The organism is Thalassolituus marinus (assembly GCF_020320395.1).
Classification (GTDB): domain Bacteria; phylum Pseudomonadota; class Gammaproteobacteria; order Pseudomonadales; family Oceanobacteraceae; genus Venatoribacter; species Venatoribacter marinus.
Genome location: NZ_JAEDAH010000105.1, coordinates 26,928 through 50,209 on the forward strand (window position 1 = coordinate 26,928; position 23,282 = coordinate 50,209).

The 23,282-nt window shown below is 50.1% G+C and carries 16 protein-coding genes; 7 read left to right on the top strand and 9 right to left on the bottom strand.

Going from position 1 to position 23,282, the window contains the following annotated elements:
* The first annotated feature begins 72 nt into the window (after nucleotides 1-72).
* The 5 genes from I9W95_RS17425 (at nucleotide 73) to I9W95_RS17445 (ending at nucleotide 4,898) form a co-directional block, all read left to right on the top strand.
* Nucleotides 73-1,323: a site-specific integrase gene (locus I9W95_RS17425; protein ID WP_225677228.1), complete on the top strand. Its 1,251-nt coding sequence runs from the start codon at nucleotides 73-75 to the stop codon at nucleotides 1,321-1,323.
* A gap of 15 nt (nucleotides 1,324-1,338) precedes the next feature.
* On the top strand, nucleotides 1,339-1,707 hold the full coding sequence (locus I9W95_RS17430; RefSeq protein WP_451923600.1) for a LexA family protein: 369 nt from the start codon (nucleotides 1,339-1,341) through the stop codon (nucleotides 1,705-1,707).
* Nucleotides 1,707-2,474, top strand: a complete 768-nt coding sequence (locus I9W95_RS17435; protein WP_225677232.1) for a CLCA_X family protein — start codon at nucleotides 1,707-1,709, stop codon at nucleotides 2,472-2,474. Before I9W95_RS17430 ends, I9W95_RS17435 begins: the two co-directional genes overlap by 1 nt.
* A 2-nt stretch (nucleotides 2,475-2,476) precedes the next feature.
* The gene (umuC, locus tag I9W95_RS17440; protein WP_225677234.1) at nucleotides 2,477-3,748 is read left to right on the top strand and encodes a translesion error-prone DNA polymerase V subunit UmuC; all 1,272 of its coding nucleotides are present in this window, start codon (nucleotides 2,477-2,479) and stop codon (nucleotides 3,746-3,748) included.
* A gap of 214 nt (nucleotides 3,749-3,962) precedes the next feature.
* The gene (locus I9W95_RS17445; RefSeq protein WP_225677236.1) at nucleotides 3,963-4,898 is read left to right on the top strand and encodes a 5'-nucleotidase; all 936 of its coding nucleotides are present in this window, start codon (nucleotides 3,963-3,965) and stop codon (nucleotides 4,896-4,898) included.
* On the opposite strand, the gene I9W95_RS17450 is transcribed toward I9W95_RS17445, so the two are convergent.
* On the bottom strand, nucleotides 4,895-5,278 hold the full coding sequence (locus tag I9W95_RS17450; RefSeq protein ID WP_225677237.1) for a hypothetical protein: 384 nt from the start codon (nucleotides 5,276-5,278) through the stop codon (nucleotides 4,895-4,897). The two genes, I9W95_RS17445 and I9W95_RS17450, sit on opposite strands and share 4 nt — an antisense overlap.
* A gap of 78 nt (nucleotides 5,279-5,356) precedes the next feature.
* Between I9W95_RS17450 and I9W95_RS17455 the strand changes: the two genes are divergently transcribed.
* On the top strand, nucleotides 5,357-5,848 hold the full coding sequence (locus I9W95_RS17455) for a hypothetical protein (protein ID WP_225677239.1): 492 nt from the start codon (nucleotides 5,357-5,359) through the stop codon (nucleotides 5,846-5,848).
* A gap of 42 nt (nucleotides 5,849-5,890) precedes the next feature.
* Here the strand turns inward: I9W95_RS17455 and I9W95_RS17460 are convergent, their stop codons facing one another.
* Nucleotides 5,891-8,059: an AAA family ATPase gene (locus I9W95_RS17460; RefSeq protein ID WP_225677241.1), complete on the bottom strand. Its 2,169-nt coding sequence runs from the start codon at nucleotides 8,057-8,059 to the stop codon at nucleotides 5,891-5,893.
* A 211-nt stretch (nucleotides 8,060-8,270) separates the two neighbouring features.
* Between I9W95_RS17460 and I9W95_RS17465 the strand changes: the two genes are divergently transcribed.
* Entirely contained in the window at nucleotides 8,271-8,918 is a 648-nt protein-coding gene (locus tag I9W95_RS17465) for a HEPN domain-containing protein (protein ID WP_225677243.1), read from the top strand.
* Between the two features lie 14 nt (nucleotides 8,919-8,932).
* Here the strand turns inward: I9W95_RS17465 and I9W95_RS17470 are convergent, their stop codons facing one another.
* The 7 genes from I9W95_RS17470 to I9W95_RS17500 are packed head-to-tail and all read right to left on the bottom strand — an operon-like array spanning nucleotide 8,933 to nucleotide 23,268.
* Nucleotides 8,933-9,538: a DUF1643 domain-containing protein gene (locus tag I9W95_RS17470; protein WP_225677244.1), complete on the bottom strand. Its 606-nt coding sequence runs from the start codon at nucleotides 9,536-9,538 to the stop codon at nucleotides 8,933-8,935.
* 34 nt (nucleotides 9,539-9,572) lie between these two features.
* Nucleotides 9,573-10,625 (bottom strand): PDDEXK family nuclease, encoded by a 1,053-nt coding sequence (locus tag I9W95_RS17475; RefSeq protein ID WP_225677246.1) that lies wholly within the window; start codon nucleotides 10,623-10,625, stop codon nucleotides 9,573-9,575.
* On the bottom strand, nucleotides 10,625-12,664 hold the full coding sequence (gene brxL / locus I9W95_RS17480) for a protease Lon-related BREX system protein BrxL (protein WP_225677248.1): 2,040 nt from the start codon (nucleotides 12,662-12,664) through the stop codon (nucleotides 10,625-10,627). The genes I9W95_RS17475 and brxL overlap by 1 nt, the downstream gene beginning before the upstream one ends.
* 29 nt (nucleotides 12,665-12,693) lie before the next feature.
* Nucleotides 12,694-15,318, bottom strand: coding sequence for a BREX-1 system phosphatase PglZ type A (pglZ, locus tag I9W95_RS17485; RefSeq protein ID WP_225677250.1), 2,625 nt, complete (start codon nucleotides 15,316-15,318; stop codon nucleotides 12,694-12,696).
* Nucleotides 15,315-18,986 (bottom strand): BREX-1 system adenine-specific DNA-methyltransferase PglX, encoded by a 3,672-nt coding sequence (gene pglX, locus I9W95_RS17490; protein ID WP_225677252.1) that lies wholly within the window; start codon nucleotides 18,984-18,986, stop codon nucleotides 15,315-15,317. Before pglX ends, pglZ begins: the two co-directional genes overlap by 4 nt.
* 12 nt (nucleotides 18,987-18,998) lie before the next feature.
* The gene (gene brxC, locus I9W95_RS17495; protein ID WP_225677254.1) at nucleotides 18,999-22,658 is read right to left on the bottom strand and encodes a BREX system P-loop protein BrxC; all 3,660 of its coding nucleotides are present in this window, start codon (nucleotides 22,656-22,658) and stop codon (nucleotides 18,999-19,001) included.
* A gap of 34 nt (nucleotides 22,659-22,692) precedes the next feature.
* A complete protein-coding gene (locus tag I9W95_RS17500) occupies nucleotides 22,693-23,268 on the bottom strand; it encodes a DUF1788 domain-containing protein (RefSeq protein WP_225677256.1) in 576 nt (191 codons plus the stop codon).
* Between the last annotated feature and the right edge of the window lie 14 nt (nucleotides 23,269-23,282).

Below are 23,282 nucleotides of genomic sequence, written 5' to 3' on the forward strand. Positions count from 1 at the left end.
AGCGTCAGAGCTGATAACATTCCGCTTCTCTGTTGGCCCGATGGCAGGCCGTGCACCGAGGCGAACCTATATATGCTGCACTGTTTTGAGCGTGGACTTTCCCGTAAGGAAGGCGGTGGGACACTTACTCAATATGCCAAGCTTCTTTCACACCTTATTCGCTTTTGCTTTAACAACAACTACTCATTCATAGGGTTGACTGATTCTCGCTTTTCACTATTCATCAGAACGCTCCAAGGAGAAATGGATCCACGAAAACCAGAGCAGAGAAAACGGAGAGCAGCCCATGTGGCAAACATAGGGAGAACCTGCCTCGGCTTTTTAGGATTCGTTGGAGAACTCTATCTAGAACCGTCGTTCGTCGGCGCCGCAGGAACGATCAGGGCTGAGACGAAGGAGTTCAAGCTGGCTGGTCAGAGAAAGCAGATAGTCCGTACCTATTGGCATCACCATTCCTTTCCTAACCCCGAGCCTCCAACACGGCGCTTACCTATCAATTCTACAAATATCGCAAAACTGATCGAAGTGATTCCGGATGTGAGCACGACGACCTATCAGAGAAGACGGCGTTTCATTCTGGTCAAGCTTTTGGAGATTACTGGGGCAAGGCGAGTTGAGATCGCGAACATCAGAGTCGAAGACATCTATAACGCGAGGAAGATGAAGCAAGAGCCTGTTCTCAAGGTCTTCACCGCCAAGCGCTCGGGAGGAAGGGAAGAGTACAGATACTTGCCGGTTTCCAAAATGGACCTTGAATTGATCGTAAATTTCATCGAAAAGTTCCGACACCGGATCATTAAGAAGACCATCGGTAGCGCTAGTGACTTGGGCTATCTGCTGATTTCGGAAAGTAGTGGACTAAGGCTCGCTACCGAGACGCTGACGAATGAACTACTGCTGCTTGCCAAGGCTGCCAAGATCGAAGAGCAAGCCTGCGCACACATGTTCCGGCATAGATTCATTACCAAGCTTTTTGTGGCTTTGATTGAGCAACATGAATTCGAAAATGGGGACGATTTTCGGCGTGCTCTCCTGGATGGTGAGACCCTCAAGAGAAAGGTTCAAGAGTACACGGGGCATACTTCGATCAGTAGTCTTGAACCGTATATTCACTTGGCTTTCGAGGAAGTGGCGAGGTTTGGAAGTACCTTAGACCTGATTAAAGCAAAGCTTGCCGTTGAATCGCTACGGTCCAATCTCAAGGACATTGCTATCGAACTCAGACACGGCAGGAGTCCTACTGAATTGAGCGCCCTCCTCCGCGACTATATCGACTTGGCGCTGGAGGAACTCAGTAGCGCCTCAATTTCTACCGAGAGCTGACAAGATATGGGCAGAATGAGTTCATATGGGAATCCAGCGCAGGACTACATTGAACAAACCCTCGATCTAAATGAGCTGTGCATCAGCCATCCGGCGGCCACGTTCTTTGTGCGGGTGGAAGGCGAGTCTATGACCGGTGCCGGCATCTATCCCAACGATATTCTGGTGGTGGATCGCTCGCTAACGGCCCGGCATGGTGACATTGTGATTGCCAGCTTGGAACGGGAAATGACTGTGAAGCAGCTCCACCTGAAGCCTGAACCTGTGCGGCTGTTGGCCTGCAATCCGGCGTATCCGCCGCTGGTGATTACGGAAGGCATGGTGCTGGAGATCTTCGGTGTCGTCACCAACGTGGTGCGCTCCCTGAAGCGGGGCCATGGCTGATGTTGCAGCTGCAGCCATCACCGCCGTCGTTTGTGGAAGTACGCCGTCGCTTCGGCTTCCGCAGCATTGAGATTGGCCGTTGGGTTACCCGTGCCGAACGCGACCGGGCAGCTGAGCAGTTTTATCAGGCGTTGGTTGATTTGATGCAGACGTTGCGCGTACCGGAAGCGGTCATTTCTTTGCGCGGTCAGCTGGGCTTGCAATACGGTATCGGTGGTCAGCCCGGTGTGGCGGCGCATTACATTCCGGCAACCCGACAACTCGCACTGGCTAAAAATGCCGGTGCAGGCAGCCTCGCGCATGAGTGGTTTCATGGTTTTGATCATTACATGGGTGACAAAGCCTATCTGCCAGAGCCGCAAGCCGGTCGGCACCCCCTTGCCTCAACTGGCTGGGCTAAGAGCTTTCCGCCAATTGAACATCGGTTGAACGAGCTGTTGCAGCACGCCTTCCGCACCATTGCCCTGAACGATGACGGTACCGACAGCCCCTTAGTGATCAACTCCCGCCGCGTCGACAAGCAAAACGGCATCCGCTACTACGCATTGCCCGAAGAACTGTGCGCCCGTGCCTTTGAAGCCTTTGTGGAGGACTGCGGTCCGGATAACCGCTTTCTGGTGCGGGGCACCCGTTTTTCGGATGATGCCAAGGCCGGTCTGTATCCGCAGGGTGAACACCGGCAACGCATTAACGATGCCTTCAGTCGCTACTTTCAGGCGCTGGGTTATGCCGTTGAGCGCGAACAGCTGCGCCAGCAGGCAGGATAACCATGCGTCCGGTATTTGCTCTGGTGGACTGCAACAACTTCTACGCCAGCTGTGAAAAACTGTTCCGGCCCGATCTGCGCCATGCACCGGTGGTGGTGCTGTCGAACAACGACGGCTGCGTGGTGGCGCGCTCGAAAGAAGCCAAAGCCCTTGGCATTAAAATGGGCGTACCGGTGCACAAAATTCAGGAGCAGATACAGCAGCACGGTGTGCAGGTGTTCTCCTCCAACTATGCGTTGTATGGGGATATCTCCAACCGGGTGATGCAAACCCTCGAAGCGCTGGCGCCGGCGGTGGAGGTGTATTCCATTGATGAAGCCTTTCTGGATTTAACCGGTGTGGCTAATGCCGTGGATCTGACTGAATTCGGTCTGCAGGTGCGGGCGACAATACAACAGCACATCGGCATGACCGTGTGCGTGGGGATCGCACCCAGTAAAACCCTGGCCAAGCTGGCGAACCATGCCGCCAAGCAATATCCGGCTACTCGTGGCGTGGTCGATTTAACCGATCCGATTCGGCAGAAGAAACTGCTGAGCTTAATGCCAGTGAGTGAAGTCTGGGGCGTGGGACGCAAACTCAGCGAACGCCTGAACGCCATGGGCATTACCACCGCTCTGGATCTGGCCAGCCAGAATCCAAAAGACATCCGGCAAAAGTTCTCGGTGGTGCTGGAGCGTACCGTGCGCGAGCTGAACGGCGAAAGCTGCCTGGCATTGGAAGACATAATACCCACCAAGCAGCAGATTTTGTGCAGCCGCAGTTTTGGGCAACGGGTCACTCGTTATGCGGACATGCACGAAGCCATCAGCAGCTACGTCGCCCGTGCGGCCGAAAAGCTGCGCCATGAACAACAGCAATGCCAACTGATCAGCGTTTATATTCGCACCGGGTTGTTTAACCCCAACGACCCGCGCTACAGCAACAGCGCCAGCCTTCGGTTGGATTACCCCACTGATGATACGCGGGTGTTACTGAACGCAGCAGGGAGATTGCTGCAAGCCATCTGGAAAGACGGCTACCGCTACGCCAAAGCAGGCATTACCCTCAGCGACTTTTACGACCGTGGAGTGGTGCAGCCGGATCTGTTTACCCAGCAGGTGATCAGCCCAAACAGCGCAAGATTAATGCAGGTGGTCGACCGCATTAATCAACAGCAGAGAGGGAAAGTATTCTTCGCCAGTCAGGGCACTGGCAAAGCCTGGGCGATGAACCGGAATCATCTGTCGCCGGGCTACACCACAAGCTGGACACAATTACGGGTAGTGCAATAATCGCATGGCACACAAAAGGAGAAGATACATGAGCTTCGATATGAGCCTGGAAATGCAGGTTGTTCTGATGGTGTTGATCGGTCTGCCCATCGTACTGTTGTTGAAGCAGTGGATGGGGCACTTCAAAGATAAATAAGTACAAGCCTGTGGTGTGCGACACAACTTGTCGCACACCACAGTACACTAGGATCGCTGTTTCAGGAGCGAAGCGCGTATGGCCTACCCCATTGATAAAAAGTTAGTGATCGCTGTTTCTTCCAGCGCCTTGTTCGATCTGAGTGAGTCCGATCAGGTTTTCCGTGAACACGGAGCATCCGCCTATCGGGAATTTCAGCATCAGCACCTGAACACTGTGCTGGCTAAAGGCGTGGCCTTTCCGTTTATCCGCCGCTTTCTGTCATTTAATCAGCGTTTCCCGGATCTTCAGCCGGTCGAAGTCGTACTGTTATCGCGCAACTCGCCCGAAACCGGCAAGCGTGTGTTCCGCTCGATTGAGCAGTATGGTCTTGGCATCAGCCGCGCCGCTTTTGTCAGTGGTTCATCGCCGATTACCTACATCAAAGCCTTTAATGCCTCACTCTTTTTGTCGGCCAACCCCGGCGATGTGACCCTGGCCGTGAAGAACGGTTTTCCCGGTGGGCTGCTGCTGGCGTCCGGAATGCAGGATGACGAGCAGGATGATGAATTGCGCGTGGCGTTCGACTTCGACGGCATCATTGCCGACGATGAATCCGAAGCCGTATTTAAACAAAGCGGACTGGACCAGTTTTATCAGCACGAGCAATCGCGTCTGAGTGAACCGCATAAACCTGGCCTTCTGGCAGACTTATTCCTCAAGTTAGCCGGCCTGCAGGCGCTGGAAAATACACGGGCTGAGCATGAACCGGATTATCAGCGCATTCTGCGTACCGCCATTATTACCGCCCGCAGCGCACCGGCTCATGAGCGCATGATTACCACACTGGAAAGTATGGGCGTTACACCGAATGAAACCTTCTTCCTGGGCGGCATGGAAAAGCGGCGCATTCTGGAAGTCATGAAACCGCATGTATTTTTCGATGATCAGCTGGGGCACCTGACGCCTACGGCCGAGAAACTGGCCATGGTGCATGTACCCTTTGGTGTAGCCAATGCCCCTGCAGAACGTTAATCCGGGGAAAATAAATGACGGAGTGTGTCGGTGTCGGTGGTGTAATGAAGATCCGCCTTCCAGTCAGCCTGAGCAACCTTGAAGCCAAAAAATGCTGCGATTAATGCCTTGTTAGCCGGATTCATCAGCGAGCGATCCAGATAAACCAGGAACTTACGCGTCTGTGTCTGGTACAACACCCGCCCACGGGGAATATCCTGATACTCGCAGTGAGCAAGCTCGGGAAAAATATGGCGGAATGACTGATTGTTATCCCAGCATTCAACATGAGTTTCATGAGCATCGACCAGGCCCGCGACACCCTGAAAACCATTCTGAATGGAAGATGCATGACCAAAGACAGTGTCTTTGTAGAGCCAGAATATACCAATAGAATTCATAATGAATACCCAGTTTTAAATTCTGTAAAAATGGCCGGATAGTTACGGCCCATCATTAAACATGCGCATGGAGATGCTATGAAAACAATACACATCGTATGGGAAGGTCCTTATACCGTAGAAGAAGCATTCAGACTGAACGGCAGTCAGGATTATGGTCTTTACCAATATTACGGCCAGCACATCATGTACGGTAATGATGCACTGCTGTATCTTGGCAAAGCGCAGGAGCAAACCTTTTCTGCACGATTACCAGCGCATAACTGGCAATTATGGACTGCCTCCGAAGCCACTATTTATGTTGGCAGACTGCACTTCGAAGAAGCAGTTCCGGTTGAAGAATGGCGCCGGCAAATCGACCTTGCAGAACGCATTATTCTGCAGTCTCACAACCCGTCATTTAACAGCTCAAATCTGAATACGATTGGCCACAAAGGTGAGGATACTCGTGTACTCAACTGGGGAAAACGTCGGATGCTGCTGCCTGAAGTCTCCGTATCCCGCTGGGAGGGCGATATGTCGATAGGCAACCTTCTGCGGGAACGTTTCAAACCTGGCACGATCAACTGAGCATACGTGTGCCCATAGAAAACTATGGGCACGTCCCGTTCATCAATTGTTGATTACATCCATCGCCGGTACAAATCCAATCGGACGCCGTACCGGCTGAATATCCAGACGCGACGCTTCCGTAACCGCAGCCAGTAAAGAACGGGCCGTCAAGGGTGTACTCATAAGCGCCATGCCTCGTAATGCGCCTTTTACCTTGCCAGGGCTTGTACGGATACTGCTCAGCATGGAATCGGGAATTCCACTCAGCCGTTGAATTTCTCGCGATTTCTTATTCATAATCAGAATGGCTTCCATCAACGACCGCAGTTGTTTACTGCTCATCCAGTCGAAGTGAATTTTTATATCAAAGCGCCGTGACATGGCACTGTCCATGTGCTCGAAGCGATTACTGGTCACAATCAGAATGCCCCGGAACCGCTCGATCGCCATGAGCATCTCGTTCACCTGGCTGATTTCCCAGCTTTTACGATCGGAAATATCACGGCTGATTAACAAGCTATCGACCTCATCCAGAACAAGAATCGCCCCCTTTCTTTGCGCAGCGGAAAAGTTGGCGGCAATCTTTTCTTCGGTAGCACCTACAAAGCGCGACAACAGGTCTGATCCCGTCAGCCGGATGATCTCCTTTCCGGTTACCTGCGCCACCTTATCGGCAAATGCCGATTTACCGGTGCCAGATTGACCATACAGGCACAGCGAAGACGATGGAGATTGTTCCAGGTTGGATAAAACTTTTGTGATGTCCAGGCTGGCGTTCAGCCAGCGAACCTCATATTCCGGCATGTGGTAAGCACCGGTCACAGCCTTCTCAGGGTTCAGATAGCCGGGTAAATAATCATCCGGGGCTAATGCAATGCCATTAAGGCTGATGCTCTGATAAAGGTACTGGCTGATTTTATGCTCGTTGTGGCGCGGCTTATCGGGACTCAGCGTAAGAGAAAACTCCTCCAGCCGTTTAATCAACAACGGAGACAGCCACTTAAAGCGAGCAAGCCACTGACGGTACGGTAGCGTCACCGGTAACGCATTCAATCTAACCTTATGCGCCGCCAGTATCGCGTCCTGGTGTTCGTCTTCCAGAAGAACTACGTAATTCATACGCTGAATAAATTCCGCATTACCCAGCGTCATGGAGTCGGATATCCAGATGCACGGAATATTGTCGTCATTGAAGTAACGCGTATTCCAGCACTCCGGTGTTTGTTTACTCGCATGCCAGATCGCCATGCTGGCATCATCCATCACCAGAATGGTCCGTTGTTGCTTGCGGAAGAGTCGCTGAGCCAGCTCCAACCGTCCCAAACGAACCTCTTCATCCACACTGTCGCCATCGGCATTCGTGGCATTAATAAATAATGCCCGGATATTCAGCCAGGAAGCCAGACTGCTCACAAGCGATGTTTTACCGCTGCCGGAAGGGCCAAAAATCAGAATATTCCGCCCCGGCAATTTCCGTTCAAGGCATTGCTGAAGGTACGTCTGCAAACCGTTCAGATCCGGCACATAGGCAAATTGCTGCCTGGGCATGTTCAACGCACGGAACGAACCGATTGAGCGCGCGATTTCACGGTCGATTTCCTGATGAATAACATCGGTGCTTACGCCATCCATCTGACAACGTCTGTACAAACGCCGGAGCAACTGATCGGGCAGAACACAACCGGCCAGTGTTTGCGCTTTGGCGTTACGTTCCAGCAGTAAAAACGACCACAGTTCATTAGTTTCATCCACGACAAACGCATATTCCGCGCGCGGGCGATTCACGCAGCGGCCAATAAACGCAATGCCATCAGTCAGGTTACGCACGCGGATATTGTCGAGAATCTCAAAAAATGCGTGATCGCTCTGAACCAGCCACCCCAGCAGCACCATCACCTCCTGAGTGCTGTTCAGTTCCAATCGCGTGGCAATGGTCCGGCTTACCCACAGCTCCGGACAATGTTGCAAGGCATCCTGTAAGGCAGGCTCCGCAAGCCACTTCCGCAAAGCCTGCAGTATCTCCGTTTGCTCGCTGTCATCGCGAAGCCCAAGTTCCGCTTGCCAATTCGCGGGCAACGTATACGACATCAATGCCATTGCATCGGCTGCTGCCAGAATCAGCCGGGCAGCCAGGACGCGTGACACCAGGATGGTGGGTAAAGCGGAATCCACTGCGGAATTCTGTTTGGTGGGATGAGATGGCGAAGTAAGCCAGTTGTGCCATTGCATGAGGATGCTCCTGTAAACACTGAAATTCCCGGCCAATCAGTGGCCGGGCACGCTACAGGCTTTCACTCGTTTTAAGCGCCGGTAACAGGAATTATTCTTGTTATCTTAACTCCAGCAGCCTCGGATACGGGCGCATTCCGATACTTCCACCGCACAGTGTTTGTGATATGTTTCGGCACTGCAAATCTGCGACACGCCAAGGAAGCACCCGATGATGAGTTACGCCGAACTGAAACAACGCCATCGCAATGAGCGTGAAGATTTTCACGAGAACCTGAGTCTGCGTGTGCATCGGGCGCTGAGCTGGTTGCAGCGGGCAGAAGACAGTGAGGATGCCGACGCACAATTCATCTTTCTGTGGATCGCCTTTAACGCCGCCTACGCAACCGACATCAGCAAAGGCACTCCTGAACGCGACACCTTTATCCAATTTCTGAAAAAGCTGGATGCACTGGATAACACCCGCTTACTGGAGTCCATTACCTGGAATGAATTCTCCGGCAGCATCCGGATACTGCTGAACAACCGCTATGTATTTCCGGCATTCTGGGATTATCAGAAAGGCCAATTAACCGAACAGCAGTGGCAGGAACAGTTCGCCAGTGCCAACTGGGCAGCTCAGGTCGCACTCGGCGGACGCGATACCGTCACGGTGCTCAGCATTGTGCTCAGCCGGATTTATACCCTGCGGAATCAGATCGTGCATGGCGGTGCAACCTGGAACAGCAGCGTCAACCGCGATCAGATGCGCGACTGCGTGGCCTTCCTGAGCAAACTGGTTCCGGCCATCGTGACCATTATGATGGACCATCCGGAAACACTCTGGGGCGATGCGAGTTTTCCGGTGGTGCGTGATTGAATCTGGAAATTTTGTCAGAGATTTCCAGTATCAGAGCTCATCTTAAGCTGGCTTGAAACCGTATCGACCCATTCAAGCTGCTTGGAATGAATTCTCGGCAGTGCATGATAATAAGCACAGTCACTGGCTTGCTTCTTTATACCAGCAGGGTTTTTGACATTCAGCCTGTTAATGGCTGACCTTGCCAAATCTTTAAGTGCATCATTAACCCCCCAGGCATATACAACAGGAACACCCCGGATTAACAAAGCATCAAGCTCCTGCTCCCTGGTTGAGCTGAAAATAGAATGATCTATTTTTTTACCAACGTCAGAGTGGATAAATCGGTAAAGGTCGCCAGAAGATGGAGTCCGGAGGTCTGATAAATTGATAATACGGCAATACTGGAGACCTGCATTCTTCATCACTTTCATAATCTGAAACTGAGTGCTATCCGGGCAAGCTTTAGTTGGAATTGAATTGTTATCAATACCATCAATAGGATGGGAGGAGCCTGGATTCATCATAACCACCATAACATCTGGATTTTTTAGATGACAGTCAACATGTTTGATATCCAGAAACTTTCTGAACTTTAAACCATGTGCCTCATAAAAAAGTCCTTCAACAATATAATCCATCAAAAGCTCCTTGCTCTATTTTGAATATTTAATGTTATTCAACACTAAAGCTAATTTCGGCCGACCTATAATGATCGGCAATCTTATTAACGGTGTTAATGGTGTCCACGCCCCATTGGTTTGACAAGGCATAAGTTTTATTATTTAACCGAAACAACTCATCATCATTACAAAAGAATCGCTTATCTCTCGGTACCTGACCACCGGAGTCCGTCTCCATAACCCTTTCACGGAATGAAATTTCATCCAAATTCCCGTCGAAACTTATGAACATATTCGACTGACGCCCTTCAACATTCAGCATAATATCTTCGGGCGTGGCCCCAACCTTAATTGCTGCCCTGACAACCTCCAAAACAAGCAAACGTTTACTAAGCCCTTGGATGATTTTTTCATTGGTATGTAGAATAAATTTTGAAAAGTCTCTTGATGACTTTCTTGATTCCTGCTCGCGAAGCTTTTTCTGACGAACCTGAACCTGAAACTGTTCTGTCTCTGGCAGCGGTATTACTTGTTGAATATCAAGAAATATCCTGTTTCCGTCTGAAAAAGGCTCCATTTTGACGCAGCGAATATCAATCCCTTTCTCGTTAAGCCAAAGCACTGAGCTGGTCAGTTCCTTAGAAAATTCAGCAGAAGCCAATACAATTCTTACATCCTGTGCAAAGGCATCATGATCAGGTTCGCTCCATCCCAGAAAATCCAGAATACGTGTATAGGCATCCTCATCGACGTTCAGCTTCCGGAGATAATCCCGATGCGCATCAACGACCTGATCAAAGGTCATAGTCGAAATCATTGCGCTGTAACGTACTGACTGAAGTTCCATATAACCTCCATCCTCAGTACGTTTGAGCTCAATGACAACAAGGTTGGCTTGTTTATCGATGCCAAGCAGGTCAATGCGTCTGCGGCTTGAATCCCAGTCACCAAACTCTTCAGCGATTACCATGGTGTCGTCAGAGATGATATCGATCTGATCCCGTAGCAATCGTTGAATGTCCTGGCGCTCTCTGATTCCCTGATCAGAAAACGTCGTCTTTTGAAGACGTTTGATTACATCATTGCGAAGTTCAAAAATAGGCATCAATCCACCCCTAACGCTTTGAACACTGCATCCACTGGGTCTGCATAAAAACTGGTCTGAAAGCGGGTGAACAGCTCACCGGGCACGGTAGGAATATCTGCCGCACTGGTGATGGGCAGGGCAACTTTTTTACCACCACCATCAAATGCCACCTGTAAGCACTCAGCTAATCGTTCTACGGGGTTTACGCTACCACCCAAACTCATCTCACCCAAAACGACTGACTGCGACTGGGCGGGACGGTTCAGTAAGCCTGAAGCAAAGGCCACGAGACAGGGCAGCGCCAAAGACTGTACCGGTCCGCTGTTCTGAAGGTCAACCAAATGCAGATGGAAGTCGTGCTCCAACACCCTAGCGGATCCGGAAATGCGGGGAGCGTTCGCTTTGAAGTAATCGAACGACATTTTTACCTGCTCTTTCAGGCTGCTGCTATTCCATAACCCCGACATAGCAAGCTTGCCCGAGCCCTTGGTTACCTGCAGCTCAATGCGATACAGGCTGGGAGACTCTTTAGCACTGATACCGATCAGGTGAATCACGCCGGGCTTGCTGCTCCCCTCGGGAATCAGTTTACCGCCCCCCTGTTCTGTAAGGGTTACAAAGTGCTCCTCCAGTGTCTCGTTATCGATATAGCTGAAATGCACATCGTAGAATTCCATACCACCGATCTTTTTCAGTTGTTCCTTAACCCTGCGACGAACCTGTAACGCGTACTCTAGGCATTCACACACATCGCCTTTGCTGTATTGGCCATGAGGATAGAGGAGCTTCAGCAAACCAGACACCGTTTTCCGGACTGCAATAACATCCCTTTGATTTAGGTTATTGCCAAGCTTGAAGTATTTTTCAAACGCACCAGCGAAGCTGCGTTTGCGCATCTCCCGATAGAACTCTGCCAGGTAGTCAACAATCAATCCGTAACGGTTGGTGAAAAATTCTGGGCGCATTTTGGGGATTTCCCAGCCTGGTATGTAGGCATGGAAACGGTCAAAGAAAGCGGAGTCGATCATGGCATCCGGAAATGGTGCCAGCAGATGACTTGTTTTCACTAAGGACTCAACACTCTGGTTGATGTTGCCCACAAACACCATAGAGGCGGAAGCTTCCATCTGTTCACGGCCTCGGGCAAAGGAACCAGAGGCCATATAGTCCTTCATGATCTGGACACCATCTTTGTCCTTGAAGGAGATCCCGGCCACCTCATCGAAGGCAACCAAGTCCCAAAGCCCGACCAGACCAATTCGGCGTGAACTCATGTTGTAAAACAGGTTGGCCACGGTCGTTTGGCCGCCAGACACCAAAATGCTGTTAGGGGAGCATTCCTTGTAAATATGGCTTTTACCTGTCCCGCGTGGACCCAACTCACAGACGTTGTAGTTGTTATCAACGAATGGAATCATCCGGGCCAGAATGTGCCATTGCACATCGACACCCAATGCCGCTGGCTCCATGCCGACCGACCGTATCAAACACTCGCGCCACTGGTCCGTTGTCAAAGCAGCTCTCCCCTGGAAGAGCTCGTCCATATTCATGTTCGGCATCTGGATTGGCTTGAGCAGTGTTACTCCAAAAGGCGAACCGCTCTGCCCTTCCTCGTGGTAATAACTCAAAGTGGCAATGACCCAGATACCACCCACCAGAAGCTTCTCGTACTCTTTGACGATACCAGAGGAAATTTCAGCATCCTTGATGCCCAGATTGCTGAAGGAGGCCTCATATTTATCCTTGCGTTCATTCAGCTTCACGGTAACCCGGTCGATGACCTTATAGGTTCCGCGCTCCTTCACCAGGGACTTAACCTTCTCAGCCTCATCCGGGCGCACGTAATTCTCAGCCAACACCGTTTTGACGTTGTTTAGCCCTTGCTCAATGATGTCTGGATCATCAGACGCGCAGTACATGCCAAGCAGGTATTCGAGCACATAGACAGGAACATTCGCCCCTTCTTTAATGAGCTTGGTGAGATCCTTGCGAACCACACGACCCGCAAAGTGCTCATTCAGCAGTTGATCTAATTCTTTATCGTTAGCGGATTCCATACTCGGCACGCTCTATCGTCAAATCGTGGTTAAAAGAAGTCATCGGTAAACGCCAGGTCGATGGTGACCTTATAGCGCTCCATCTCGGTATTCAGGTCCTTGTCCTTGAGCACCAGGAAGTAATCCTTCTTCCGATCGAAGTCCGTCCCAGACAGTGAGAGTCGTACTTGCTTGACCCGCTCTGCGACTGAATCGGTTGCGCAGTCAAAGGTCACCGTCTCTTCACTGGAGATCTTGCTATCACCGTCATAGATGGCCACTGACACCGTGACCGGCGTAACCAAATCACTGACCACTTCGGTCTGTATCAGGTCGAACTTCTGGATGTTGTTCACCATTTTCAGGGTGGACTTGGTGGAAATGACCCCTACTTTTCGCTTGGTACGCTTCTCAGCCTTTTCGCCACGAAGCTGTTTGACGGTCAATACCGGCACGACAATCTCTTGTGGCATAACCCCACCGTGGACAAAACGTGAACCGCCCACGAAATGGAATCGGTTAGCACCTTTCGGTACCCAGAAATCCGTATCTGAAGCTGTTCCGGCTGTTGCTTTGGTTGAGCCCTTCCACGCTTCTTTGGTGTCTGGCAGACCAAAGCCCACCACATAACGCTTTTTGTTCTTCAGGGCATTGGTTGGCTTTTCAGCCAGAGACGAGCGATCGGCAGCCTCAAGCTTACTTTGCTGGAATAAGAACCCGTGATCTGCCGTGATGAGCACCGTCGATGTGTTGAAGTGCATCAGGATCTTGCGGCTCAACTCGGTCAACTCCTCGATGGCGTGTTCAACGGCCATGAAGGTTTCTGATTCCGTCGATGAGCTATCGCCTCGGGCATCCACCACATTGTGGTAGACATAGACCAGCTCTTGATCTTTGAGGGCTTCTCGGCCTTCATCACGCGACCAGGCCTTGACGGTTTCTGCTGTCACGGCCAGACCGCCATGAGCTGCAAGGATCTTGGTTCTTGCCGCTGTGCCCTTACTGGATTGTCCATCCACAAACACGTCATCTGACGCCGTTTCACGGTACTCAAGGATTTTATGAGGCAAGAGGGAGGCCATTCCCAATGTCGTATAACTTGGGACGACACCAAGTTGGGAAGACAGGGTAGCTTCAGAGTAGCGCTTGTTGTTGATTCGATCGCGAAGCTCAACTGCCGCCTCATAGCGGAAGGCATCACTGATAATGACCACAACCCGGCGCTTTGTAGCCTTGGAAAACAACGGTTTCACCAGCCCCTGAAAGAAGTCCTGCTGATTGGGTATTCCAGAAAAGCGCCACTGAGAGAGACGTTGCTCCGCCTCGATGCGGTCACCCCAGTTCTTCGCCAGGTTGTCGATGTACCAGTAGGCGTAGCAATTCTCCACTTCGTCATCGAGCTTCTTCAGGATCTCAACATGAGCACGCTGGGACGCTTCACAGTAATGACGGTAGGCCATATCGAAGCGGTACAGGTCTTGTTCATAAGCCTTGTATAGCGCTTCACTCGACTCAAAGTGGAATCCGCTATCATGCTGAATACGTAGGCTGAACAGGTCGATAGCAGCCTGCAATGCGGTGTAAACAGTGCGGTACTTCCGGCGCGTCGTGTCGTCTTTATGCTTGGAAGCCCAGTAACCGTCCAGGCGCGACACTATCATTGCGCGGAAACGCTCCAACTCCCCCTTGGGAGCCTGGGGGATTGCCACGGCCAGATCGACAATGATCTTCTGTTCCACAGCCTCAAAGGTAACCACATCGCTGAGTTGGTCAGTATCGAATATGCCCATCTTGTCTTTGATGCGCAGCGCGATCGCCACCCACCCGGACACGGCATCGAACGCTTTGTAATAGCGTGAGCTGTCTCGCCAGCGTGAAAGCAATGCTCTGGCCGTCGCACGGGAGCTGGCCGAAGACATGACCAATTCTTGAGCCCAGCCGGGTACATCACCGACGCTTTCGCAGAAGCCGGTAACCAGCAGCCGGATGAAGAAATGTCCCAGCTTGAATTGGGCTTCACCCTTCAACTCCTCTACCGTAGCCGGGTAACCAATTTCGGACTGAAGCGCAGCTACCAATGCCGGGATTAAGTCGTACTTTTCAAGTTCGTTGAGAGAAGCTGGATTGGCCTCCAGTCCAAGGTCATCCGCAACTGTTTCTTCAGCAAGCGCCAGGATCACATGCGGGAGATCACAGCTTTCCGCCTTCACCACAGAAGCGATCATGGCCATGTCCAGATCAGACTCATCAAAGTCAGGTTGAACATAGCGTTGTAGAGCCGTCAGCCTTGCTTTACTGGCAAGGAATTTGTCTCGCATGGCAAGGTGCTCTCTCAAACTTTGCTGGTGCAGTCCAAGCTCATTGAAGATGATTGAGAAGCGATCGGCGTAGAAGCATCTGGAGTACAACTTGATGTCGAGCAACCAGTCTCTTTCTACATCTGGTTCGGCAAATGGGAAGTACAGGAGATATTTACCGGCCTTATCTTCCAACTCCAATTTGAGCTTGGTACCCAATGCTGATTCATTGGCCATGTTGAGGATCTGCACGTCCACGAGAGATAGGGACGGTAGCTCATCCACAAATGACTGCTCCGGGTCATACCAGAACACCAGACGATGATTCTCTTTGTAGAAGGCCTGCTCAAGGCCCTCACGAAGCTGGTTCAGATTCATGACAGAGCCTCCGGAGCCTCGCCGGTAATGGCTTTCACTTCGGCCAGCAAATCACCAAATTTGCCGTAGTTGGCCTTTACGCCATCATCCAGATCCAAGCTTATTCTCTGGTCAGCATAATGGCGCAACTTCTCATCGAACTCACTCAGCTCAGCCTGCTGCTTGTGGAGTTGGGCAATTTCTTTTTCAAGCCGCTTCACCTCCGCTGCCGATCCACTGGCTTCTTTGTCGTTCTCCAGCTTTTGAGCATAGGCCGCCATCTTCGCCGTCAGTGGAATGACATACTCAGTACGCATACGCGCCAGCGTACCTTCATTATACCGGTGCAGATAGACTAGGCACTCGAAAGCCTTTTGCTTACCAGAGCTGAACAGCCAGTAGATAGGACGTTTTTTGTAAGTCTTCAGGTGGTCTTTATAAAACTGGGTAGATAGGTACCTACGAATCGTGTCCATCGACGACTCAGATTTCTTAGGTTTGATAGCGTGTAGACAGAGGGACTCTGCTACAAAGTCGAGGTTTTCATGAAGATGCTCTTCACCCCAAATGACTTTGACGAAATCTCGGAAGCGATTGGTTGCGTCGTCAGGGAACCATTCCTGGTCTGTTAACGGGATAATTCCATCATCGTCTGCGGGGAAGGTTTTGTAAGCACCCTCTGAAACTAAATCAGAGAAGCCTTCGTTGCCAGAACGCGCATAGACAAGGCTCTCTCGATCAAGGGAGTAACGGCCCATCATGCAGCCTATTGAATAAGAGGCTAACTCATAGACCGTTGAGCTTTGTAAAATATTTTCAGCATCCATTTCAGATTTATCAGAACCAAACCTATAGGCAGGATTACAATTTAACGATACTCGCTCAATCGAGATCTCTGGAGACAATACATTCTGAAGCCCATATTCTAAGATGAACTTATCGTTAATAATCTCCTCTAACTCTTTTAGTCGAGCAGTTCTCTCTCGCCAGATTTTTCGCACAAATGAGTATGCATCCCCTAATTTTCCAGAAGTGGATACAAGAGGAGACCTTACAAAATCCCAAGATATTTCAAACTCGTCCCAATCATTTCTGCAAATTGAAACAATTTCGTCCACATCTTTGTCAACCTTTTCACCCATCTCCAGATATGGCATCGAGGCCATATTTCCAGGCTGAATATTTAGAGTAGGGTTTAGCACCCCCATGTAAAACTGCCCAACTTTACTGCATAAGAACGCAAGAATGCTATTTAAGTCTGAGCCTTTTGTAACGTGACACATCCCTGATGCATCATCATATAGAAACCCCATAGGCGAGTATCTGAAGTTAGGAATAGATGAAGTTATTTTTGACCAAACTATTGCAGGGCCAAATATGAAATCTAAGTTGTGATTTGTGGAGCCTCCCGCCCACCCCAGGCTCTCCATATTAAGCAATCGATATCCATCATTTTCCCAGTCAACAACACTAAAGTGATTACCATACCACTGCCTAAACTCACCTCCTTTTTGATATGGAAACCAACGCTTTTTAGATAACTTAGACTCTTCCCTACCAACAATATCAAAGCCGATGTTGGAAACAGAAACTTCCGACCAGCCTCTTATGAAGTGATCATTATCTCTCGTACACATGCCCTTTCTAGGAGACGCTATCTCACCAAGTAAAACCGTTCTGTCAAGCGCCCTCAAAGCTTCATAAGGTAGCCAATAAGCAATAGGACTCCCCGGAATCTTTTTGAAATCATCTGGCTTAGCCTCATAAAACCAGCCACATTCAGGATTAGCTATTGCCTCCAGAGTTTTTGGCCCCTGATTCGCTGCGCCACGAAAATCTGAAAGACGGATATAAGAACCTGTATAGTCTGGAACATGTCCTTTTGTTAAGGTAAACGTACAAATAGGAACCGTCGCCCCATCAAACCCCGAATATTCAAGCTGTATTAGCGTCGAGATAACCTCGTCATCAATCAATTTGCTTCGTAACTGTTCGTAGCTTGAAATAAACATCCAAACAAATGGTGTCATAAAGCCAAGCTGCCCATGATCCTTAGCTAGTTGCAGATTTCTTATGATAAAGGCCGAAAACAAATCCTTCTCATAACCAGAGAACCTAGCTTTTAATTCCTTCTTTATATCTGGAGACTGGTACTTGCTGCCCATATAAGGAGGATTTGCCACAACTGTTTCGTATTTTTGCGCTAACAATAAGGCCTGATGGACATATGGAAGCAATTGGCTTGCTGCCGCCCTTTGCATCGAGTCGCCTGAACTATCCAGTTCGCGTAGAGTGACGAAAATTTCCTTCAACTCCTCGCAATCATCATGCGGAACGTCAATCAAGGAGCCGAAGGTCTTGGCCTGTTTGAATTGCGCTAAAGTTTTCTGAAGCAACTGATAGCGGTTGTCTGCCGCAAAAGCACTAAGATCCTGTTGATCTTCTTCAAATAGTCCTTGCGAGGCTCCACTCTGCCAGTCTCCGGTCAAGTTCAATGACCGCCATAGAGACGGCAGATTCACATTAGTGCTTTCCTGTAACGACAAAACATTGAGTCTTATATTACGACTGAAGATTCGTCGATCATCCTCTCTCGCTAGCATCATCAATGCGAATCCAGCCAATTGTCCGGCACGGTCATCAATATCCAGGCCGAAGAGATTGTTTTCGAGAATGAGTTGAGGAATATCGCGAGTTCGGTAACCTCGCTCTTCGTAAATAGCCTTTAATACTTTGTAGGCCTCAATCAAAATGTGACCGGACCCACACCCGCTATCAAGTACTTTCGTTGACTCTGGTGTAATCTGAGAAGGAGTAATTTCAGAAAGGCGCGCTTGCACTTCCGAGGTTTGCTCGGCAGGTTCAATGTAGTATGGCATCTTCTCCTTGAGCGGAGAATCGGGATACGTCTGAAGCCACTGGCGACCCACAGTGTTCTGAACCATGTACTGAACGATCCAGTTAGGCGTAAATAGCTGTGTCGCGGCTGGAATATCTTCGTTCTTAACTACCTTGCCAATCACCTGATCTTTTTTCTCAGAAATGTAGAACTGGTAAAGCCAACCAATAATCTCGATATGGTCCCAGTCTTCATCGGGAATACTGGCCACTAATTCACGAATCAGTGAGTCTGTCTTTGTTAGGTTCTCTGGCAATAACAACTCGGATTCATCTGCTACTGCCTCAAACAGAAATGGCATTGCTTGGTGCAAGGCATGGCACTGGGCCAGTAACAGCTCACGGTAAAGCTCTTCGTCTTTGGTGCCATCAAGCTTCAGCTCTCTAACCTTGGCCTGGTCCAGACCGGGCAACTCGACATCCAAACACTCTTCCAGTATTTGGGGCACACCGGCACTGCCGTCAGCCGCGCTCAATACCCGACGCCCGTGGTCAAGGAACCCTTTGCGTTCCATGTAGCGAATTGCGCATAGACGGTTAAACCAGCTATAGGCCACATGCTCCATTACCTGGTCGAAGCCTTGCTGCTCAATGCGCTTTACCAAGCGTTCACGAGGTTTGATAACCGAAGCCGGAAACGGTCTATCACCAATCAGAACCAGGTCGCCCTTCTGCTCCGCTGGCTCGACTTTCTTGCTGGTAATCCCATATTTCGCCGCCTGTTTGCTCATGGCCTCAATGAAGGCTTTCCGGGCTTTGGGTGCGTATTTTTTTACGTTGTTTGTGTTCATATGATTACTTCCTTAGCGAATACGCACGCGCTTTTCATTGCGAACAATGCTCTTCAACTCAGCTTTGAGGGCTTCCACAAACTGGTCGATGGATTCTTCAGTTTCCAAGTACACGCCTTCACAGGTCTTGTTGTAGACGCTGGACACATTCACCTCGACAACAGGTTTAGGCTTAGCAACGGGTGGTTCTGGCTTTGTCTCCGGGACCGGTGTGGACGTATCAGCGCCGGCTGGGTCAGCTTGCTTGGCTTTCGCTGCCTCTTCTGCCTTGGCGCGGCGCTCAATCTCTGCCTGGACCGCTCGTTCAAGCTCATACAGGCCATCATCAAAGCGTTCAGTGGCTGTTTCGGTTTGCAGCATGTAGATACCGGCAATACTGGTCTCCGTCTCTAAATCTGCTTTCACCAGTTGTAGTGGACGAAGTAGCCGGTTGCTCAGCTCAGGTGAGCCAATACCACTCTTGGCGATCTCACCTTCAAGCTGTTTGATTTTGTCGTCCACTCGCTCAATGGCATGGGTTCGCTTTTCAGTTAGCAGACGTTCGTTGACGGTTTCTACTGCGCTGACCAGAGAAGCGACCTTGTGCAACATCCCGTAAGGCGCATCTGCTGATTCGATAGATTGCAGTTCCGACAAAGCCTTACTGGCTTCCGCGTCCTTCTCCAACGCCTGACGGTTCTTATCAAAGTGACGAAGTGCCTGCTGAAGCTGCTGCCAGGTGTGGATCTGGTTACTGAAGAATTCGTGGATGTCCCGGTAATCCTCCTCCAGATCGAGGTAATCATCCTTCTTATCCACGACCTGCTTGAAGAAATCGAAGCTATCATCGTTGCTAAGCAAGCGCGTAAGAAGAAGGATTGACTGCTCAATCACTGCTTTCCCTGGAAAACGGCCCACATCGGTTTTGCTTTTGTAGGATTTGAGATTGGCCAGCCACTTGCTGAAGTGCTGGATGTAAAACTCAAACAACTCTTTCTCGGTGGCCGGTCCCATCGAAGAGAACAGGTCTTGAGTCAGGTTACGCGCCTGCTTCAGCACTGCTTCATCCGTTTGGCGTTTTTTGATAATTGAGACTTCGCGACGACGGCGTGTATTCTGGAGAGGCTCCAGCGCTTCCCTGACAGGCAGCGTTCCACCCCCAAGCTGGAACGAGATCCGGCCAGCCGCAGCCAAACGGCCAACAATCAACAAAATCTCAGCATCTGGCCAGCCATATGGACGCTTTGCGAATCGCTCAACAATGTCTGAAAGCAGGATACGCTCGGTCCCGGTCGCCCTAAGCCCGATGTATTGCTCAACATCGCGGGTTGCCTTTGGGTTGCCCTCTTCACCTTCCAATGACAGGCCCATTTGTCCAATATCATCGACAGTCAGAACGGCATTAAGCTCGCGCCAGGGGTCTTGCTGGTAGACCTTGATATAGCTCAGCTTGGTGTAAGTATTCTCCAGCAGGTAGCGGCAGGCCTCATCAAGCTTGGTAAGTGCATTGGATGAAGATAGAGAAAGATGCTGACCAAGAGCGTAGACCTCCGCTTTCAACAGCATGTCTTCCATCCGGGCACGCAGGCGCTTTTTACGCTCCTGGTTCTCCCGACCACGATCAGCCAAGATACGGGTAATGTCCGCCTGGGTACCGTCGTCGTTCAGACGAATAAACTTGTTGGTCTTCAGCCAGGTGCGGAGTTCACTGAAAAACTGTTTATCATCGCCCAGCTTAATAAGGATTTGACCTTCGCCCTCTGCGCTTTTGTTGATGCAGCCAGCCTCAGAGTATTGGCTGTAATCAGTGTCCAGCGGTGACACCACTTCCACTTTCAGATCAGAGTCATACTTGCCGTCCAGGGTATGCCCATCCAGGTACCGGCCAATGCTGTAGTCCATCTTGTTGGGCTGATGCCGGTATTTATTGGTATCTCGCAGAAGGTCTTTGAAAATCAGGTTGCTCAGTTCTTTGTTTTCTTCCGAGCTGGCAACGTCAGTAGCCTTAATCTTCTGAGTAATGTCCCGCTCTTCGTTGGTCAGGAACAGGAACTCATCACCATTACGAGTGATCAGGCTTTCCTTTTCCAGACGCTGAAGGCTCTCCTCGATACGTTTGCGTAGCGCCAGCTTGTCATCGTCGATTTTCTCAATCGACAGGGTGACCAGGTTATCGAGCGTTCCTTTGATCAGGTCTACATAGCGGATCATGAACAAGGTGCGGAGCATCTGAACATCGAAACTGTCCAGCGTGGCATTTTCACCGGCCTGATCGATGGTGCGTTTGACGGCTGTATCCAAAAAGCCTTCAACGGCACTATAGAAACGGTGCATGGGTACCAGAGCCCCAACCTCTTCCTTGGCGATGGAGCTGGCGGCCATTTGGAAGGCGTCCAGCATAGACCGTTCACCGTAAGCCAGGTGCGCCCCGGTGGCCCCGACTTTACGGATCTCCTCAAAAACCTTCTGTACCAACTGGAAGTGGTAAGGCGCAAACGGATAGTTATTGACGAAGCTATCTGGACCATCAAAGTTTTTGAGCGTAGGCCCGGAGCGATCGAAGGTAATTTGGTTCTTTAGAATATCGCCTTTCTGGTCGAAGACGGACTTGAGCATGTCCGCTGCTTCTGGAGTCTTACGCAGCAAGCGCTTCTGGATAACCTCATCAGTGTTCGAGCTGGATAGCGACAACCGGGTCTTGAAGCGACCGGCAATCTTGGAAAAATCGTTGGCTTTGGAAGATGACAGTTCACCCAATACCGCGTCCATATCGGCCTGAGAGGTTACTATAATCCAGGCACGCCCCTTACAGATGGTGCCCAGGTTTTCCGTGATGGTTTGCAAGGTCAGCATCAGGCGGGTATTACTGCCAATAAACTGACCAACTTCATCCACCAGGAACAGTATCCTGTGTTTCGGATCTTTACCGTCCAGGTACTCTTTGACCCAGTGACAGAAGTTTTCGACGGAGACGCTGAACGTCTCTTCGGATTCTTCAAACCATTTATGGGCAGCATCTGGTGACAGGTTCAATGCCTTGGATATGGCCTTCTCTACGTCATCCTGATAGAACTGATATCCGTCACGCTCTTCAGTCCATGAGAGACCGCTGGATTCTTCAAAAGCAGCCTTGAAGGTCTCATAGGCACCTTTCTGTGCCAAATGGCGTTCCATGTGCGCGATGTGCGGGTGATCACCGCTAAAGCCCTGGTGCTCATTGAAAACTCGCAGGAAGACGTTGAGGATGGGATTGCCGTCATCGTTTGAACTGGCCTTACTGTCAATGTTAAACAAAATGACATCGGCATGACCGCTTACGGCCTTATCAATATCTGCGCGGATAAAGGCATCGCGGATCTTATGTTCATCAAAAAACTCTACTGCGCTGCGTTCGTTACCCCCTGAATCCCGCGCCACCTTGTTGGCCAGAATATAGGATAAGGTCTTCAAGAAGTGCGATTTACCAGAACCGAAGAAACCAGAAATCCACACCCCCACCCGGTTAGCGATGGAAGGGTCATTGAGATCGGTGCCATAGGACTGGAAGAAATCACGAAAATGCTTCTCCAGCTCATTAGTCACTACATACTCATCCAGCTCCTGATAGACCGTAGCATCATCATCTTGGTCAGCCTTAACGACGCCGTTAATTGGACGATCAAGCTGTTTGAAGAAAATATCTTTAATTGCCATTTAAAAATCCTTAGAAAAAAAGGTTTCCGTACCGTTATGGAACCAGTTTAAATGCACGGTAGTAGTTATTACTTGGAATTCGCCCAAATAAACTCATTGTTTGACCATTGTATTCTCCGGGATAAAAGAGAACGACAGGTTTATGCCCGAGCAATGAGTGAAGACTGTTCAGCAAGTTGTGAGCGCGTAGCAAGGGCCACACTGAACCGACTCCGGTAATGAATACAATGTCACGAGAAAATGCTGAGTATTTATCAACCACATAGGGGGCAAACTTATCCATATGAAGAGGGCCTCGCAGAGCCTTCAAGACCGCATCATCACCCTTCTCCCGCTGCATCTGAACAGCCTTATCCAGGAAGTTTCTATCACCAAGATATTCAACAAGACATTCTAGAAGGTTGATGTTGACCATAGAGAGGTTTGAATACTTTTTCTCGATCATGGAAGAAACAAACGCAACATGCTCCCTCACACTCAACTCATCTTCTGGCGCATAGTCGAATATCCAGAAGCCGATCTCATTGCCAAGCCCTTGCCCAGACAAGAACTCCGGGGAGATTATTTTTTCCTGAATCTGATTCAGTCGCCCTTGAAGATACTGATCCATAATCAATTCCTGTT